Origin of the sequence: Leclercia sp. UBA2479 (assembly GCF_002341985.1) — a bacterium.
GTDB lineage: Bacteria > Pseudomonadota > Gammaproteobacteria > Enterobacterales > Enterobacteriaceae > Enterobacter > Enterobacter pneumoniae.
In genome coordinates, this window is record NZ_DDPB01000010.1 from 33104 (window position 1) to 50882 (window position 17779).

A 17779-nucleotide genomic window follows, 5' to 3' on the forward strand; every position below is an offset into this window, starting at 1 on the left:
CGCTGAGGGGAGCTACGGCTCCCCATATAGCCCAATCAGGCGACGAATCACGCCGTTTGTCCAGCCAAAGCCATCCTGCAGCGGGTACTCCCCCCCGCCACCTTCACGAGGCGTACTGCTGGCGATGTGGTACTTCTCGATCAGCTTGTGGTGCTCCTTGTAATAGTGGTTCACCGTTTGCAGCCAGCTCCAGGCAATTTCATCGCCGAGCGAGTCGTTGCCATACTGTTTGAACCCCTGGATCGCCATCCATTGCAGCGGGGCCCAGCCGTTGGGTTTATCCCACTGTTCGCCGGTCTCATACTCCGTGGCCATGATGCCGCCTGGCGTCAACAGACGCGCTTTTACGGCATCGGACAAACGTTCGGCCTGCTCATGCGTCGACATTCCTACGTACAGCGGCACGATGCTGGCTGCAGAGAACAGGGCCATCTCCTCGCGTCGCCAGTCGTAGTCACGATAGCAGCCCGTCTCTTCATCCCACAGATAACGGTTCACCGCCGCGCGACGATCGCTCGCCTTCTGATGGAAAATCTCTGCGGTCTCTTTATCCCCTTTCGACGCCGAAATATTAGCGATGGCGCTCTCCAGCTTGAAGAGGAACGCGTTCAGATCGATAGGGATAAACTGCGTCGTGCGGATGCTCGCCAGCCGTGACGGATCGCGCAGCCAGCGGGAGGAGTAGTCCCAGCCCGAGGCCGCCCCGGCGCGCAAGTCGCGATAAACTTCGTTTGGCGGACGGCCAGAGTGGCGGGCCGTTTCCACGTCTTCAATCCAGGATTCATCGCGCGGAGTGTCACGGTCATCCCAGTAGCGGTTGAGCAGAGAGCCGTCCGGCATACGCACTGCGCTACGATAAGCCTGGTTGAGCAGCAGCGACTCGGCGCCGTCCATCCAGAACGCGTATTCCATCTTCAGGTGGTCCAGATAGCGCTTCGCGCCGCGCACGCCGTCCTCTTCGAACAGCTCGACCATCAGGGCGAAGACGGGCGGCTGGGAGCGGCTCAAGTAGTAGGTACGGTTGCCGTTCGGAATGTGACCGTAGCGCTCAATCAACCACGCAAAGTTATCCGCCATACATTTCAGCAGATCGTTGCGGCCGCTCTCGGCCAGCCCCAGCATGGAGAAATAGGAGTCCCAGTAGTAGGTTTCGCTGAAACGGCCGCCCGGCACGATATAGGCCTGCGGCAATACCAGCAGTGATGACCACGGGATATGATCCTGCGGCTCGCGCGTCAGCACCGGCCACAGGTTATCAATGTGCTCTTTCAGGGATAGACCAGGGTCAGAGATGTACTCTTTGCTGTAGTCTTCCGGCAGCCAGAAGTGGTTCTCCACAAACTGGCGCAAGTTAAAGTCCCGGTGGCGTCTGACTTTACGGTAGCGGATAAGGATATCCAGCGGATCCATCTTTGGCGCGCAGTCGGGGAACGTTTTGCTGTCTGCAAAGAGTCGCGTCGACTGAACGTGCTCAAACAATTCAAGGTAACGATCGGCCGGGGTCAGCGCATCAGATGCGGGCAACCCCTCGATCATTTCCGGTTCCGGCTCCGCCTCAATCATCTCATCCAGTTTTAACTCGCAGGGATCGGTTTCGTAGCGAATCTCTTCCGCAATCTCGAACTCGATAACCTCTGCTGCCTGTAATTTCTGGTTGAACATGGTGGTGTGGACCTCCGGTTTTGTCGTAACAAATACGGGTTTTTCCCGGTCGTCTTTTAAGCGTAGACATTCGCTTCGGTGAATGCGGTGCGAAGTGTGCGGTTGATCACGCTTTTTTCCCCGCTAACGACGCGCAAAAAACACATTAACCCAATGAATTTACAACGTTAAAAGATATTTTAAGGACGTTAAGCGGGGAATGAAAAATCAGAGCATTCGTTGTCGCGCATTCTCATGAACCGTGGCTGCGGTGTGACTGGCTTTCTGGTTCGCGTTAGCGCTCTCGCCCAGCGCCTTACTGGCTGCTTTTTCTGCATGTGCGGCACTGTACGCGGCGAGATGCGAAATCACAATCGCGTAGATACTCATTAGTGACACCCACAGGATGCTGTTTTTCCACCACAGCAGGGTAGGTATCGTCAGTATGGTCCAGGCGAGGGCCAGGACGAGGTGGATCTTCGACATAAACGTCGCGGTAATTTTCAGATGCATGTTCTCTACTCAGTCTTAAATTATTTTCTGAAGGGTACGGCTTAGCGCCTTTTAAGATTAGCCAACTCCCTGGCCGGCAACGGGCTATTTTGTTACCGTTTGTACATAAGTCCATGAGGCGTGCCTTTGCCGCTAACGTCACCCGCTTTACCCGCAGGGAAAGTGGATTAACGCTGTTAGCAACCTGGCAGCAGGTGGAGAAGACGGGGCGAAGGAGGGGGCGTGATCTCCCCATCCCCTGTGGCAGCCCACAAGGATGATGCGTTGTCTTTTATTTCATCACGCCAAAAAAAAACTGGCCGTTGCGCGGCCAGTTTGGGTAAAGCACTCTCCTGCGCAAACAATCAGCGCATGGTAACGAACTCTTCCGCCGCCGTTGGGTGAATCGCAACGGTGTTATCAAAGTCTTTCTTGGTTGCGCCCATCTTCAGCGCCACCGCGAAGCCCTGCAGGATCTCGTCCATGCCGAAGCCAATACCGTGAATGCCGACGATTTTCTCTTCCGGACCAACACAAACCAGCTTCATACGGCAAGGCTGGCGATGAGAGGTGACCGCCGTGTACATGGCAGTAAACGACGATTTGTAGACTTTGACCTGCTCGTCACCATACTGCTCGCGCGCCTGCGGCTCGGTTAAGCCAACGGTGCCGATAGGCGGATGGCTGAAGACCACGGTCGGGATATTGCTGTAATCCAGATGCTCGTCCGGCTTGTTGTTAAACAGACGCTCGGAGAGGCGACGGCCCGCCGCAACGGCAACCGGCGTCAGCTCAACCGCGCCGGTGTTATCGCCAACGGCGTAGATGCCCGATACGCTGGTGTTCTGGAATTTGTCGACAACGATGTAACCTTTTTCATCGGTTTTAACGCCGGTTACCGCCAGGTTGAAGTTGTCATTGGCGGGTTCGCGACCAATTGCCCAGATCAGGCAATCTACGGTCTGGCTACGGCCATCTTCAAGCTCCAGCGTCAGGCTACCGTCGGCATTTTTCACTACCGCTTTCGGTACGGCATTGGTGTGCAGGGTTGGCCCTTCCGCGTTCATCACTTCGACCAGGGTCTCAACGATCAGCGGGTCGAAGCTGCGCAGCGGCGCATGTTTACGCACGAACAGGTGCGCTTCTGCGCCCAGGCCGTTAATCACGCCAGCCAGCTCAACGGCGATGTAGCCCGCACCGACAACGGCAACGCGCTTAGGCAGAGCAGGCAGTTCGAAGAAGCCGTCGGAGTCGATACCGTACTCCACGCCCGGAATGTTCGGGTGGCTCGGACGGCCGCCGGTGGCGATCAGGATATGATCGGCGGTGATCGTCTCGCCGTTCACTTCGATCGTTTTTGCATCCACGAAGCGGGCGAAACCGCGGATCACGTCAACGTTGTTCTTGCCCAGCACGTTATCGTACGAGGTGTGAATACGGTCGATGTAGGCGGTACGGCTGGCGATCAACTTATCCCAGTCGAAGTGGTTAAGGGTCGTGTCAAAGCCATAATCCGGGCCATACATATGGATAGCTTCGCGGATCTGCGCCGCGTGCCACATCACTTTCTTCGGTACACAACCCACGTTTACGCAGGTGCCGCCTAACTCTTTGGCTTCAATCAGCGCACACTTCTGGCCATACATGGCCGCACGGTTAATAGAGGCGATGCCGCCGCTGCCGCCGCCAATGGCGATGTAGTCATAATGCTTGCTCATGAGTCTTATCCTTAATATCTGGTTGGCGCGATTGTATACCTGAAATCAATAGTTTCCACCGATGCCTGCAATTACTCCGGCACGATCCAACTGACGGTGGCGTGGCCGGTTCCCGCTGGCACCAGGGTTTTGTGCAGCCACGGCAGCACATTGTTCATCTGCGCTTCGAGCTTCCACGGCGGGTTAATGACAATCATGCCGGAGGCGGTCATACCGCGTTGATCGCTGTCCGGACGGACGGCCAGCTCAATTTGCAGGATTTTGCGGATGCCGGTCGCTTCGAGGTCTTTGATCATGCGTTTAATTTGCGCGCGCAATACCACCGGATACCACAGGGCGTAGGTGCCAGTGGCAAAGCGTTTGTAACCTTCGTTGATGCCGGTTACCACCGCCTGATAATCGGTTTTAATTTCGTACGGCGGGTCGATCAGTACCAGACCGCGACGGGAGACCGGCGGCAGTTTAGCCTTCAGTTGCTGATAGCCATCAGCCTTATCTACCCGGGCGCGGTTGTCTTTCTGGAATTCAGAGCGCAGCAGCGGGAAGTCGCTCGGGTGCAGCTCAGTCAACTGCAGGCTGTCCTGCTCGCGCAGCAACTGGCGGGCAATCAGCGGGGAACCGGGGTAGTAGCGCAGCTGGCCGTTGCGGTTGAAATGATTAACCACGCCGATATAGGGCTCCAGCTCGGCAGGCAGGTCGTCCTGCTGCCAGATGCGGGCAATACCTTCCAGATATTCACCGGTGCGCTCGGCATGTTCGCCGCTCAGTTGATAGCGGCCCGCGCCGGCATGGGTGTCCAGATAGAGAAAGGGTTTATCTTTCTCTTTCAGCGCTTCAATGATCAAGCTCTGAACAGTATGTTTAAGGACGTCGGCGTGGTTGCCCGCGTGGAAGCTATGGCGATAACTGAGCATGGGTAAAGGTGTTCCATCAGGTAAAAAAAAGCGTATCGCCACAGTATACAGAAAAGTCGCCACCGCCGCGAAAGCGCAACGCCCGGTATTGAAATCCTCTACACTTACCCCCATTACTGACCCATATGCACAGCGCCGGATGCGCGCTTCACTTACCCTATTTAACAGGACAGCGTTTATGACCAATCCATTACTGACGCCTTTTTCCCTGCCGCCATTTTCTAAAATTCTCCCTGAGCATGTGGTGCCTGCCGTTACCGAAGCGCTGGGCAACTGCCGCGCAGCGGTAGAGAGCGTGGTGGCGCAGGGCGGGCCGTACACCTGGGAAAATCTGTGTCAGCCGCTGGCCGAGGTGGACGACGTGCTGGGGCGCATTTTCTCGCCGGTGAGCCACCTGAACTCGGTGAAAAACAGCCCGGAACTGCGCGAAGCCTATGAACAAACCCTGCCGCTGCTCTCCGAGTACAGCACCTGGGTCGGCCAGCACGAGGGGCTGTATAAAGCCTACCGCGACCTGCGCGACGGCGACCATTACGCCGCCATGAATACCGCCCAGAAAAAATCGGTCGATAATGCCCTGCGTGATTTTGAACTGTCCGGTATCGGGCTGCCAAAAGAGAAACAACAACGCTATGGCGAAATCGCCGCCCGTCTGTCCGAGCTGGGTAACCAGTACAGCAACAACGTACTCGACGCCACCATGGGCTGGACGAAGCTGATTACCGACGAAGCGGAGCTGGCCGGGATGCCGGAAAGCGCGCTGGCCGCGGCAAAAGCCCAGGCCGAAGCGAAAGAGCAGGAAGGGTTCCTGCTGACGCTGGATATCCCGAGCTACCTGCCAGTGATGACCTACTGCGACAACCAGGCTCTGCGTGAAGAGATGTACCGCGCCTACAGCACGCGTGCGTCCGATCAGGGGCCGAATGCCGGTAAATGGGATAACAGCCCGGTGATGGCCGAAATCCTTGCCCTGCGTCACGAGCTGGCGCAGCTGCTGGGCTTTGAAAACTATGCCGACAAATCTCTCGCCACCAAAATGGCGGAGAACCCGCAGCAGGTGCTGGACTTCCTGACCGATCTCGCCAAACGCGCCCGTCCGCAGGGTGAGAAAGAGCTGGCCCAGCTGCGCGCCTTCGCGAAAGCGGAGTTCGGCGTGGACGAACTGCAGCCGTGGGACATTGCTTACTACAGCGAAAAACAGAAACAGCACCTCTACAGCATCAGCGATGAGCAGCTGCGCCCGTACTTCCCGGAAAACAAAGCCGTGAATGGCCTGTTCGAAGTGGTGCAGCGTATCTACGGCATCACCGCCAAAGAGCGCAAAGATATCGACGTCTGGCATCCGGATGTGCGTTTCTTCGAGCTGTATGACGAGAAAAATGAATTGCGCGGCAGCTTCTACCTCGATCTCTATGCGCGTGAAAACAAGCGCGGCGGGGCGTGGATGGATGACTGCGTGGGCCAGATGCGTAAAGCGGACGGTACTCTGCAGAAGCCGGTTGCCTACCTGACCTGTAACTTCAACCGTCCGGTGAGCGGCAAACCGGCGCTCTTTACCCACGATGAAGTGATCACCCTGTTCCACGAGTTCGGTCACGGTCTGCACCACATGCTGACCCGCATCGAAACCGCGGGTGTCGCCGGTATCAGCGGTGTGCCGTGGGATGCGGTCGAGCTGCCGAGCCAGTTTATGGAAAACTGGTGCTGGGAGCCGGACGCGCTGGCATTTATCTCCGGCCATTATGAGACCGGCGAACCGCTGCCGAAAGAACTGCTGGATAAAATGCTGGCGGCGAAAAACTACCAGGCGGCGATGTTTATTCTGCGCCAGCTGGAGTTCGGCCTGTTCGATTTCCGTCTGCACGCCGAGTTCAGCCCGGAGCAGGGGGCGAAAATCCTTGAAACGCTGGCCGAGATTAAAAAGCAGGTCGCCGTTATTCCGGGGCCAACCTGGGGTCGCTTCCCGCACGCGTTCAGCCACATCTTTGCGGGCGGCTACGCAGCGGGTTACTACAGCTACCTGTGGGCCGACGTGCTGGCGGCGGATGCTTACTCCCGCTTTGAAGAAGAGGGGATTTTCAACCGCGAAACCGGGCAGTCGTTCCTCGACAACATCCTGACCCGTGGCGGTTCCGAAGAGCCGATGGAACTGTTCAAACGCTTCCGTGGCCGTGAGCCGCAGCTGGATGCGATGCTGGAGCATTACGGTATTAAGGGTTAATTGCCGCAGTGAAAATTTGTTTGCTCGATGAAACAGGCGCCGGAGACGGCGCCTTATCTGTTCTGGCCGCCCGCTGGGGGCTGGAGCACGATGATGAAAACCCGATGGCGCTGGTGATGACGACAACGCATCTGGAACTGCGCAAGCGCGACGAACCGAAGCTCGGCGGCATATTTGTCGATTTTGTCGGCGGGGCGATGGCGCACCGGCGCAAGTTTGGCGGCGGTCGCGGCGAAGCGGTTGCCAAAGCGGTCGGCATCAAAGGCAGTTATCTGCCGGACGTGGTGGATGCCACGGCAGGGTTAGGGCGCGATGCGTTTGTGCTGGCCTCGGTGGGCTGTCGAGTGCGAATGCTGGAGCGTAACCCGGTAGTGGCAGCATTGCTGGACGACGGATTAGCGCGCGGCTATGCGGACCCGGAGATTGGCCCGTGGCTGCAAGAGCGCCTGCAATTGATCCACGCCTCCAGCCTGACGGCGCTGACTGACATCACACCACGCCCGCAGGTGGTCTATCTCGACCCCATGTTCCCGCATAAGCAGAAAAGTGCGCTGGTGAAGAAAGAGATGCGGGTGTTTCAGTCGCTGGTGGGACCGGATCTGGATGCAGATGGGCTGTTGGCACCTGCCCGGCTGCTGGCGACAAAGCGTGTGGTGGTGAAACGCCCGGACTACGCACCGCCGCTGGCGGATGTGGCGACCACCAACGCGGTGACCACGAAAGGGCATCGGTTTGATATTTATTCTGGTACGCCGGACGTATAGTGCGGTCTGATGCCCTCACCCCAACCCCTCTCCCACGGGGAGAGGGGCTCGATCATTCCCTCTTCTGTGGGAGAGGGGCTGGGTGAGCGGCAAACGTTTTATTTACTCGTCTTCTTCGTCACGCAGCGGAACAATCAGCATATCCACGTGCACGGTATTGATCAGCTGGCGCGCGGAAGACATCAGCTTGCTCCAGAAGTCCTGATGATGACCGCAAACCACCAGGTCCATATCGTATTTCTTAATCGCATCAACCAGCACCTGACCGAGGTCGCCGCTACCGCTCAGGGTCTCGGTAATCGGGTAACCCGCATTCGTTGAAAGCTCGCTCAGGGCGTGGTGAGTCTCTTCAGAAATACGCTTCTGCATATCCCCAAGATTGACATCGATAAGGCCGGTATAGAGATCGGAGTAGTTAACGTCGACGTGAATCAGGGAAACTTTCGCATTATACGGACGTGCCATGGATACGGCTTTATCGACCAGCACTTTGCTCTCCGGGGAGAGATCGACTGCGATAAGAATATGTTTGTAAGCCATAGTGTTACTCCTTCCTTAAGTGATCGATGACCAGCGCATTCAGCCGCTGTCTACCTGCTCTCATTACGGCCCAGTTGAACAAATTTTTCAAGCATTGGTGTTGATAACGATTAACCTTGTGGCAAAAAAATTAACGGATCTCCTACACTATTGATTAAGCCGGTCGGATATTAAAACGTTAACCCGTCCGGTTTCGTGTGACTCTTTCACTGAGCGGTCTGTCAGGGTATCGGGGAGCGGTAGTCCCGAAGCGTTGCTTCGCGGGCGTGTCGCCGGGGAGGAGGTATGATTAGCACCGTCGCATTATTTTGGGCGTTATGTGTAGTTTGCATCGTAAATATGGCGCGCTACTTCTCATCGCTACGCGCGCTATTGGTTGTTCTTCGTGGTTGCGATCCATTGCTTTATCAGTATGTGGACGGTGGAGGGTTCTTCACCTCGCATGGACAGCCCAGCAAACAGATGCGTCTGGTGGGGTATATCTACTACCAGCGTTACCGCGATCATCATGATGAAGAGTTCATCCGGCGCTGCGAGCGCCTGCGTCGTCAGTTCATTTTAACCAGTGCGCTGTGTGGCCTGGTGGTGGTGAGTATGATTGCGTTGATGATCTGGCACTGAACAAAAAAAAGCGGGTCAGTTTCCTGACCCGCTTTTTTTGTCTCTGCCTGCGATTAGAGGAACTGCAGGGAGATCCAGTACAGACCGCCAGAGAGCAGGATAGACGCCGGAAGGGTAAACACCCAGGCCATCAGGATGTTGGTCACGGTTTTGCGCTGCAAACCGCCGCCATCAACGATCATGGTACCTGCCACGGACGAAGAGAGTACGTGGGTTGTAGAGACCGGCATACCGGTATAACTCGCCAGACCGATAGAAACGGCGGCGGTCATCTGCGCGGACATCCCTTGCGCATAGGTCATGCCTTTCTTACCGATCTTCTCGCCGATGGTGGTCGCCACGCGGCGCCAGCCAATCATCGTACCCACGCCCAACGCTAACGCGACCGCCATGATGATCCAGATTGGCGCGTATTCGATAGTGTTCAGCATGTCGCCTTTCAGTTTCTTCAGCAGACGTTTGTCGTCAGCGTTCACGTCAGGCAGCTTGCCCACTTTGTCGGTCACGTCGGAGATGCACAGCATAATGCGGCGCAGCTGGCTACGTTGCTCGACAGAGAGTTTGTCGTAGCTTTCGACATCCGTCAGCATGCCTTTCGCCCGTTCCAGCGCGCTTACCGCGTTAGCCGGGTGGCAGTGGAACTCACCCGGTGCCGTAGTTGCTCCCGCGTCCGGAGACGGGATTAACTGATCCACGCCGGTCGCTTGTTTCAGCAGCTCAGGACGCTGCTGGAAGAAGGTTTCCACGTTGTTGACCGCATCGCGCGTACGGGTGATTTCGTAGCCCGTGGCGTTCATATTCACCACAAAGCCCGCCGGTGCCACGCCAATCAGGACCAGCATCACCAGACCAATGCCTTTCTGACCGTCGTTAGCGCCGTGAGAGAACGCAACGCCGATGGCAGAAATGATCAGGGCGATACGTGTCCAGAATGGTGGCTTTTTCTTGCCATCTTTCTTTTCACGCTCGGCCGGCGTCAGGTGGATACGGGCCCGTTTTTTGGTGCCGCTCCAGTAACGACGCAGCAGGAAAATCAAGCCACCTGCGACCACCAGACCAACGATAGGAGAGATAATCAGGGAGCCGAAAATACCCACAACTTTGGGGATGTTCAGCGCGTCCACCACCGAGGTGCCCGTCATCAGTGCATTGGTTAAACCAATACCGATAATCGCGCCAATAAGGGTATGTGAACTGGAGGCTGGCAGGCCAAAATACCAGGTACCGAGGTTCCAGATAATTGCGGCAAACAGCAGGGAGAATACCATGGCAAGGCCATGGCCGGAGCTGACGTTCAACAGGAGATCCGTTGGCAGCATATGCACGATTGCGTAAGCTACACTCAGACCTCCAAGCAGAACGCCAAAGAAGTTAGCCACCGCCGCCATGACAACCGCAACCTGCGAGCGCATAGCACGTGTATAGATAACCGTTGCCACTGCGTTCGCCGTGTCATGGAAGCCGTTAATCGCTTCGTAGAACAAAACAAATGCCAGAGCAAGCAATAATAAAAGCCCGGTATGCAGATCCAGGCCAGCAAACAAATGTAGCATAGGACGTTACGCCATCTTGGGGACATGAACGCGGCGCATTATCCAGGACAAATGCGCAACGGGCAAAGTGAAATATAGCTTTTTTTTGATTTACTGACTGAATTAAGCGTAGCACTAAAACAATATTTTATTACATTTCAACGAAATGAATAAAAATCAGGTTATTAACGCTGGTAGGGCCACCGACGAAACTTTACAATTCGCGCCCTGTGAATCTGGAGGATTAAGACGTGGAAAGGTTTGATGCCATCATTATTGGTGCCGGTGCGGCGGGAATGTTCTGTGCGGCAATGGCCGGACAGGCAGGGCGTCGCATTTTGCTGCTGGACAATGGCAAAAAACCTGGGCGTAAAATCCTGATGTCAGGCGGTGGCCGCTGCAATTTTACTAACCTTTATGTTGAGCCTGCTGCCTATCTCAGCCAGAACCGTCATTTTTGCAAATCTGCCCTGGCGCGCTACACCCAATGGGACTTTATCGACCTTGTGGGTAAACATAATATCGCCTGGCATGAAAAGACGCTCGGTCAGCTGTTTTGCGACGATTCTGCGCAGCAGATTGTCGATATGCTCGTCGCTGAGTGTAATAAAGGCGGTGTTACTCTCCGTTTACGCACCGAAGTGTTAGAAGTAACCCGCGATGAGCAGGGCTACACCCTGCAACTGGACGGTGAAACCGTTCAGGCGGCGAGTCTGGTCATTGCCAGCGGCGGCCTGTCGATGCCGGGGCTGGGGGCGTCGCCATTTGGTTACAAAATCGCCGAGCAGTTTGGCCTGAAAGTTTTACCGACCCGCGCCGGGCTGGTGCCGTTTACTCTCCATAAGCCGCTGCTCGAGCAGTTGCAAACCCTCTCTGGCGTTTCGGTGCCGTCGGTGATCACCGCCGAAGACGGCACCGTTTTTCGTGAAAATCTGCTCTTCACCCACCGTGGTCTTTCCGGTCCGGCGGTATTACAAATTTCCAGCTACTGGCTGCCCGGTGAGTTCGTAACGGTGAACCTGCTGCCGGAGTGCGACCTGGCGGCGTTTCTCGATGAGCAGCGTGCGGCGCATCCGAATCAGAGCCTCAAAAATACCCTTGCCATTCACTTGCCGAAACGGCTGGTGGAGTGCCTGATCTTGTTGGGCCAGATTCCTGATATCACGTTAAAACAGCTCAACAGCCGCGATCAACAGACGCTTGTCGATACCCTTACGCAGTGGCGAGTACAGCCTAACGGCACCGAAGGCTATCGCACCGCAGAAGTTACCCTCGGCGGCGTAGATACCCATGAACTCTCTTCCAGAACGATGGAAGCCCGTAATGTGCCAGGCCTCTACTTTATTGGCGAAGTGATGGACGTTACCGGCTGGCTGGGCGGTTACAATTTCCAGTGGGCATGGGCCAGCGCCTGGGCCTGCGCGCAGGCGCTGGCGGAAAAGTAAAACCTGCCAGACGCCCCGTTGTGAGATAAAATATACCCGTTATCCTTCAAGCTGCCGCTGCGTTGGCTTTGTTACCCGGCTCCTCCCCGGAGCTTGTCTTTTAAGGCCAGCACAAGCGTTTTAGTCCGCAGCTTGAATGATGCAGGGTAGTGAATTCCCGCCCCCGAGCGGGATTTTTATTTTATTAAGGGTAAAGAGACCATTTAACGGTCCGCCCTTTTCTTTGCTGCATGGTGTGTCTGGTTCTCAAAAAGGGTTGTATATGGCATCTGCTCATCTCGGTTTCCCTACGGAAACCGTTGTTGTCTTTGTTGTGATGGCTGTCGGGGCGATGTTTATCGACCTCTTCATGCACCGTCACGATAAACCGATCTCGTTAAAAAGCGCCGCGATGTGGTCCATCTTCTGGGTCATGATGGCGATGGCCTTCGCCGGTTTTCTCTATGTTCACCACGGCGCGGAGATGGCCAGTCTGTTCCTCACTGGTTATGCGCTCGAGGAGGTCCTCTCGGTCGATAACCTGTTTGTGATGATGGCGATCTTCGCCTGGTTCGGCGTGCCGGATAAGTATCGCCACCGCGTGCTCTACTGGGGCGTGTTAGGGGCGATCGTGTTCCGTGGGATCTTCGTGGCAATCGGCACCAGCCTGTTGAGCCTGGGGCCCTACGTGGAGGTGGTTTTTGCGCTCATCGTTGCCTGGACGGCGGTGATGATGCTTAAACGTGGCGAAGAGCAGGATGAAGTGGAAGATTATTCCAACCATCTGGCCTACCGTCTGGTGAAACGCTTCTATCCCGTCTGGCCAAAGATCAGCAGCCACAAGTTTCTTCTGACGCAGAAAGAGGTAGATGCTGAACTGGAAAAACCGGAAAACCAGGAGGTGATGGTCGGACGCGTGAAGAAGGCGAAGCGCTATGCCACGCCGCTGCTGCTTTGTGTGGCGGTTGTTGAGCTTTCCGATGTGATGTTTGCGTTCGATTCGGTGCCGGCCATTATCGCCGTAAGCCGCGAACCGCTGATTATCTACAGCGCCATGATGTTTGCCATCCTCGGCCTGCGTACGCTCTACTTTGTGCTGGAAGCGTTGAAGCAGTATCTGGTGCACCTGGAAAAAGCGGTAGTGCTGCTGCTGTTCTTTGTGGCCTTTAAGCTGGGGCTTAACGCCACCGACCATTTCTGGCATCACGGCTATGGCATTGGGGCAACCGCCAGCCTGTTTGTGGTATTGGGGGTACTGGCGCTCGGTATTGTGGCGAGTCTGTTGTTCCCCGGGAAACGGAACGCAAGTTAAAAGCAAAACGGCAACCTCTGGGTTGCCGTTTTCGTCTCTGCCCGAAAGGAGCTTAATTTTTGATGGGCGAATTCCTGCGCGCGCGCGCCGGATGGAAGTGCCGCCAGTGCGGATCTTGCGCCGCAGCCAGCAACTCATGGTCGCCACGGGTATCGCCCCAGGCGCGAAGATGGTACTGGGTGAGATCGCCATATACCTTCTCCAGTCTGGCGACCTTCTGTGCACAGCGGCAATTGTGGCCGGTAATCTTTCCGGTCAGCTTGCCCTCTTTCACTTCCAGCTGGGTGCCAATCAGTTTAATACCGAGCTTGTCGGCCCACGGCTGCAATACCAGCGCCGGAGAGGCAGAGCAGATCGTCACCTCAGCGCCAGCGTTCACTTCCGCGGCAACCGCCAGCACGCCCTGCGGACGCATCAGCTTTTTCCAGTACTTTTCACAAAATGCTTCCGCCTGCTGACGTAACCAGTGTTCATCTACCCCGGTGAGGAAGGTTTTGATTAACACCTCTTTCAGTTCATCGCGGGTCAGTTTGCGGCGCACACAGTGGAGCGTGGGCAGCGCCATGCGCACCAGGCGACCCGCAAAATAGCGTTTGCCAAAAGCAAAGCGCAGGAAGGGAATAAAGCTGTCGTGATGGGTTAATGTTCCATCAAAGTCGAAGACAGAGAGCACGGTGGACTTTGCCGTGGTCTCGTCGGCAATCATATTGGTCATAACTACGTCTTAGCGATAGAAAAGTTTCTGCCCGTCAGTTTACCTGTTTTAACCGACTATTTCTTAAACCGACGGGCGTTTTTTACAGCCCGATTGCGCTCAGGATCAGATAATGTCATCCACTACGCCGCCGTCCACGCGCAGCGCCGCGCCGGAGGTGGCCGAAGCCTGCTGCGAGCAGACATACACCACCATGTTCGCCACTTCCTCTACCGTGGCGGCACGCTGAATCACGGAGCTGGGACGGTTGGCCATCACAAACTCTTTCGCCAGCGTTTCGAGCGATTTGCCGGTCTTCTCGATCTCATCTTTCATCATGTCGGCAAAGCCGTCAGAGAGCGTCGGCCCTGGCAGCACGCTGTTGACCGTTACGCCGCTACCGGCCACAAATTTCGCCAGCCCGCGCGCCAGCGACAGCTGCGCCGTTTTGCTCACCCCGTAATGGATCATATCTGCCGGAATATTGCAGGCGGACTCGGAAGAGATAAACACCACCCGGCCCCAGCCCTTGCGCACCATGCCGGGTAGCAGGGCGCGTGAAAGACGCACGCCAGACATCACGTTGGTCTGCCAGTAGCGATCCCAGGTTTCATCGTCGGTTGCATAGAAATCCTGCGGGCCGTAAATGCCGGCGTTATTGACCAGAATATCAACGTTCGATGCCGTCCGCAGAACCGCCTCTACCCCTTCCTGGGTGCTCAGATCGGCAACCGCCGCACGTACCGTTACGCCGGGTATCACCTGCTGTAACTGCTGAATCCCCTTGTTGACTGATTCGGTACTGCGGCCATTGATGATCACTTCGGCACCGCTTTCGGCCAGTCCTCTGGCAATGGCGAAGCCAATTCCACCGGTAGAAGCCGTTACCAGCGCCACTTTCCCCGTAAGATCAATTTTCACGGTCTGCTCCTTGTCATGATTGAAGTTCAGACCCATAAGCGTAGCAGTTCAGCGTTATGACGGCTGGCTGAAGAGGCGCAGTAAGGTATCGACCTGTTCATCGAGCGGGGTGAGGGTGCGTTTCACTATCAGATGCAGCGGCGTGGCGCGACGCACGCCGTGGCTAAGCGGCAGCGTTTTAAGCACCCCCTGTTCAAGCTGGGTCTGGATGCGCTCATCCGGCAGCCAGCCGTAGCCCACCTGTGAAATCACCGCTTCGATGGCGGCATCGATAGTGGAGAAGGTCCAGGAGCCGCCCGTGTCCCGCGCCGCTGTGTGGCTATCGGCAATCTGGATCAGCGGCCACGGGCGCAGCATGTCATCGTTAAGCGGTGCGTCGAGGGTAAACAGCGGATGGTCACGATGGGCGACGGCGACAAAATCGATGTTCATCAGCCATTCGCCCAGCCCGGTGATGTCCTGACGACGTGTTAACACCATGATGTCGGCTTCACTGGCGGCCACGTCAATGCTGGCGTTTTCCAGCACCTCGGTCAGCCGGACCTGCGTGTGCGGATAGCGCTGCTGGAACTGACGCAAAATGGCAAACAGGCGACGGCGGGGGAAAATACTGTCTACCATTAAGTCGATGCGGGTGCGCATTCCGCTACGCAGGGTGGCCGCGCGCGTCTCAAGGTAGGTAAAGCCTTTAAGCAGGGGTTTCACCTGGCTCAGCAGTTGCTCCCCGGCGGGCGTCAGTACGGCCCGTCTCCCTTCCGCCACCAGCAGCGCCACGCCGATGCGCTCTTGCAGTAAAGAGAGGTTGTAGCTGACGGATGACTGGCTGCGGTTTGTCAGCTCTGCCGCTTTGGCAAAGCTGCCAGCTTCCACCACTTTTTCCAGTAATGACCACTGTTCAAGCGTTGTCTTGTGCATAACTCATCTAAATTTTGAATTAATTTGATTCAAACATAGCGTTATTCATTTAATTTTTGAAGGGGTACGATACGTTCATCAAAACAAAGGAGACACATTATGAGCAACTTCGACAAACACGACTTAAGCGGCTTTGTGGGTAAACACCTGGTCTATACCTACGATAACGGCTGGAACTACGAAATTTACGTCAAAAACGAAAATACCCTCGACTACCGTATCCACAGCGGTCTGGTGGGCAACCGCTGGGTTAAAGATCAGCAGGCGTATATCGTCCATGTTGGGGAAAGCATCTACAAAATCTCCTGGACCGAACCTACCGGTACCGACGTCAGCCTGATTGCGAACCTGGGCGACAAACTGTTCCACGGCACCATCTTCTTCCCGCGTTGGGTGATGAACAATCCGGAAAAAACCGTCTGCTTCCAGAACGATCACATACCAGAGATGAATGCCTATCGCGATGCCGGCCCGGCCTATCCGACAGAGGTTATCGATGAATTTGCGACCATCACCTTTGTGCGAGACTGTGGTCCAAATGATGACAGCGTTATTGCCTGCGCGGCCAGCGAGCTGCCAGAAAACTTTCCCGCTAATTTAAACTAAGCGCGACAATTAACGTAAATGAAAAGTTCCCGGCGCATTTGTTATTTATTCAAATGGCCGGGATTTTCTTTTATTGGTTGACCTTCGGTTTAGGAAAATATTTTCTAATGTTAACGCAGCGCACAAATTAAATAATTCATATTAATAATAACTTATTGTTTGATAAGGGTTTAAATTGAATTACTGTCTTTAAATAATTCCCTTCTTAATTTTTTCCTAACAAATCAGCATTACCTTGAGATGAGTTTATGGTTCGTTGAAATAAACGGACCGGCTTTTGGTTAATATCCAAAAAAAGCTTTTCACATCTCAAGGAAATTAAAGATGAGTGATTTCTTGCCTTTTTCCCGCCCGTCGATGGGGCCGGAGGAATTAGCGGCGCTGCAGGAGGTATTAACCTCTGGCTGGATCACCACAGGCCCCAAAAACCAGGCGCTTGAAGAGGCATTTTGCACGCTGACGGGCAACCGCCACGCTATTGCCGTCAGCTCCGCCACCGCCGGGATGCACGTCACGCTGATGGCGCTGGGCATTGGCCCCGGCGACGAGGTGATCACCCCTTCCCTGACCTGGGTGTCGACGCTGAACATGATCGTTCTGCTGGGCGCGACGCCAGTGATGATCGATGTCGACCGGGATACGCTGATGGTCACGCCCCAGGCGATCGAGGCGGCGATAACGCCCCGTACCAAAGCGATTGTGCCGGTCCATTATGCCGGCGCGCCGTGTGATATCGACGGGATCCGTGCCATCGCTGAACGCCACGGTATTCCGGTGGTGGAAGACGCCGCACACGCCGCAGGAACCTACTACAAAAGCCAGCACGTCGGCCATCAGGGCACGGCGATCTTCTCCTTCCACGCCATCAAAAACATGACCTGCGCCGAGGGCGGGCTGGTGGTCACGGACGATGAACAGCTGGCGCAGAGCATTCGCAGCCTGAAGTTTCACGGCCTGGGCGTGGATGCCTATGACCGGCAGACCCATGGCCGCGCGCCGCAGGCGGAGGTCATTACCCCCGGCTTCAAATACAACCTGGCGGATATCAACGCCGCGCTGGCGCTGGTGCAGCTGGGCAAGCTCGGGGAGGCCAACCGGCGTCGCCGCGACATTGCCGACCGCTACCTGCATGAACTCTCTGATACGCCATTTCAGCCGCTGCGTATTCCGGAATGGCCGCACTTGCATGCCTGGCACCTGTTTATCATTCGCGTGGATGAAGCGCGCTGTGGGATATCCCGCGATGGCCTGATGGCCGGGCTGAAAGAGAAGAGCATTGGCACCGGCCTGCACTTTCGCGCGGCACACACGCAAAAATACTACCGCGAGCGTTTCCCGGATGTCTCACTGCCGAACGCCGAATGGAATAGCGCGCGCATTTGTTCCCTCCCTCTTTTCCCGGACATGACCCATGACGACACAACCCGCGTCATTACCGCGCTCCATCAGCTTGCAGGACATTGA

Annotated in this window: 15 protein-coding genes and 1 pseudogene; 7 read left to right on the top strand and 9 right to left on the bottom strand. The window is 55.9% G+C overall.

Annotated elements, in window-relative coordinates; all coding sequences use genetic code 11:
- Positions 1-12 precede the first annotated feature (12 nt).
- From B3B59_RS16105 to B3B59_RS16120, 4 genes and pseudogenes are all read right to left on the bottom strand, one after another.
- A complete protein-coding gene (locus tag B3B59_RS16105) occupies positions 13-1662 on the bottom strand; it encodes an alpha,alpha-trehalase (protein ID WP_040078186.1) in 1650 nt (549 codons plus the stop codon).
- 291 nt (positions 1663-1953) lie between these two features.
- Positions 1954-2148, bottom strand: a pseudogene (locus B3B59_RS16110) (monooxygenase); the annotation flags it as partial.
- A gap of 350 nt (positions 2149-2498) precedes the next feature.
- Positions 2499-3851 (bottom strand): glutathione-disulfide reductase, encoded by a 1353-nt coding sequence (gene gorA / locus B3B59_RS16115; RefSeq protein ID WP_046886813.1) that lies wholly within the window; start codon positions 3849-3851, stop codon positions 2499-2501.
- Positions 3852-3922: 71 nt separating this feature from the next.
- The gene (locus tag B3B59_RS16120) at positions 3923-4765 is read right to left on the bottom strand and encodes a 23S rRNA (adenine(2030)-N(6))-methyltransferase RlmJ (RefSeq protein WP_040078190.1); all 843 of its coding nucleotides are present in this window, start codon (positions 4763-4765) and stop codon (positions 3923-3925) included.
- A gap of 178 nt (positions 4766-4943) precedes the next feature.
- On the opposite strand from B3B59_RS16120, the gene prlC reads away from it, so the two are divergent.
- Complete coding sequence (gene prlC, locus B3B59_RS16125) at positions 4944-6986, top strand: oligopeptidase A (RefSeq protein WP_040078192.1); 2043 nt, start codon at positions 4944-4946, stop codon at positions 6984-6986.
- An 8-nt stretch (positions 6987-6994) separates the two neighbouring features.
- A complete protein-coding gene (gene rsmJ, locus B3B59_RS16130) occupies positions 6995-7750 on the top strand; it encodes a 16S rRNA (guanine(1516)-N(2))-methyltransferase RsmJ (RefSeq protein ID WP_046886811.1) in 756 nt (251 codons plus the stop codon).
- 102 nt (positions 7751-7852) lie between these two features.
- Here rsmJ and uspA read toward each other — a convergent pair whose 3' ends face one another.
- Entirely contained in the window at positions 7853-8290 is a 438-nt protein-coding gene (uspA, locus tag B3B59_RS16135) for a universal stress protein UspA (protein WP_003861223.1), read from the bottom strand.
- A gap of 285 nt (positions 8291-8575) precedes the next feature.
- On the opposite strand from uspA, the gene uspB reads away from it, so the two are divergent.
- Positions 8576-8911 (top strand): universal stress protein UspB, encoded by a 336-nt coding sequence (gene uspB / locus B3B59_RS16140; RefSeq protein WP_003861224.1) that lies wholly within the window; start codon positions 8576-8578, stop codon positions 8909-8911.
- Positions 8912-8964: 53 nt separating this feature from the next.
- Here the strand turns inward: uspB and pitA are convergent, their stop codons facing one another.
- Positions 8965-10464 (bottom strand): inorganic phosphate transporter PitA, encoded by a 1500-nt coding sequence (gene pitA, locus B3B59_RS16145; RefSeq protein ID WP_040078196.1) that lies wholly within the window; start codon positions 10462-10464, stop codon positions 8965-8967.
- 230 nt (positions 10465-10694) lie between these two features.
- Here pitA and B3B59_RS16150 point away from each other — a divergent pair, with 230 nt between their 5' ends.
- Entirely contained in the window at positions 10695-11888 is a 1194-nt protein-coding gene (locus B3B59_RS16150; protein ID WP_286809544.1) for an NAD(P)/FAD-dependent oxidoreductase, read from the top strand.
- A 262-nt stretch (positions 11889-12150) separates the two neighbouring features.
- Positions 12151-13179 carry a TerC/Alx family metal homeostasis membrane protein gene (locus B3B59_RS16155; protein ID WP_040078198.1) on the top strand — a complete coding sequence of 343 codons (1029 nt, stop codon included), beginning with the start codon at positions 12151-12153 and terminating at the stop codon, positions 13177-13179.
- Between the two features lie 52 nt (positions 13180-13231).
- Here B3B59_RS16155 and B3B59_RS16160 read toward each other — a convergent pair whose 3' ends face one another.
- The 3 genes from B3B59_RS16160 to B3B59_RS16170 form a co-directional block, all read right to left on the bottom strand.
- Positions 13232-13894: an HAD family hydrolase gene (locus tag B3B59_RS16160; protein WP_080346650.1), complete on the bottom strand. Its 663-nt coding sequence runs from the start codon at positions 13892-13894 to the stop codon at positions 13232-13234.
- A gap of 105 nt (positions 13895-13999) precedes the next feature.
- A complete protein-coding gene (locus B3B59_RS16165; RefSeq protein WP_046886837.1) occupies positions 14000-14794 on the bottom strand; it encodes an SDR family NAD(P)-dependent oxidoreductase in 795 nt (264 codons plus the stop codon).
- Positions 14795-14848: 54 nt separating this feature from the next.
- Positions 14849-15709 carry a LysR family transcriptional regulator gene (locus B3B59_RS16170; protein WP_046886809.1) on the bottom strand — a complete coding sequence of 287 codons (861 nt, stop codon included), beginning with the start codon at positions 15707-15709 and terminating at the stop codon, positions 14849-14851.
- A 99-nt stretch (positions 15710-15808) separates the two neighbouring features.
- On the opposite strand from B3B59_RS16170, the gene B3B59_RS16175 reads away from it, so the two are divergent.
- Both B3B59_RS16175 and arnB read left to right on the top strand, forming a co-directional pair.
- Positions 15809-16315: a phenolic acid decarboxylase gene (locus tag B3B59_RS16175; RefSeq protein WP_286809546.1), complete on the top strand. Its 507-nt coding sequence runs from the start codon at positions 15809-15811 to the stop codon at positions 16313-16315.
- A gap of 324 nt (positions 16316-16639) precedes the next feature.
- Positions 16640-17779 (top strand): UDP-4-amino-4-deoxy-L-arabinose aminotransferase, encoded by a 1140-nt coding sequence (gene arnB, locus B3B59_RS16180; RefSeq protein ID WP_046886808.1) that lies wholly within the window; start codon positions 16640-16642, stop codon positions 17777-17779.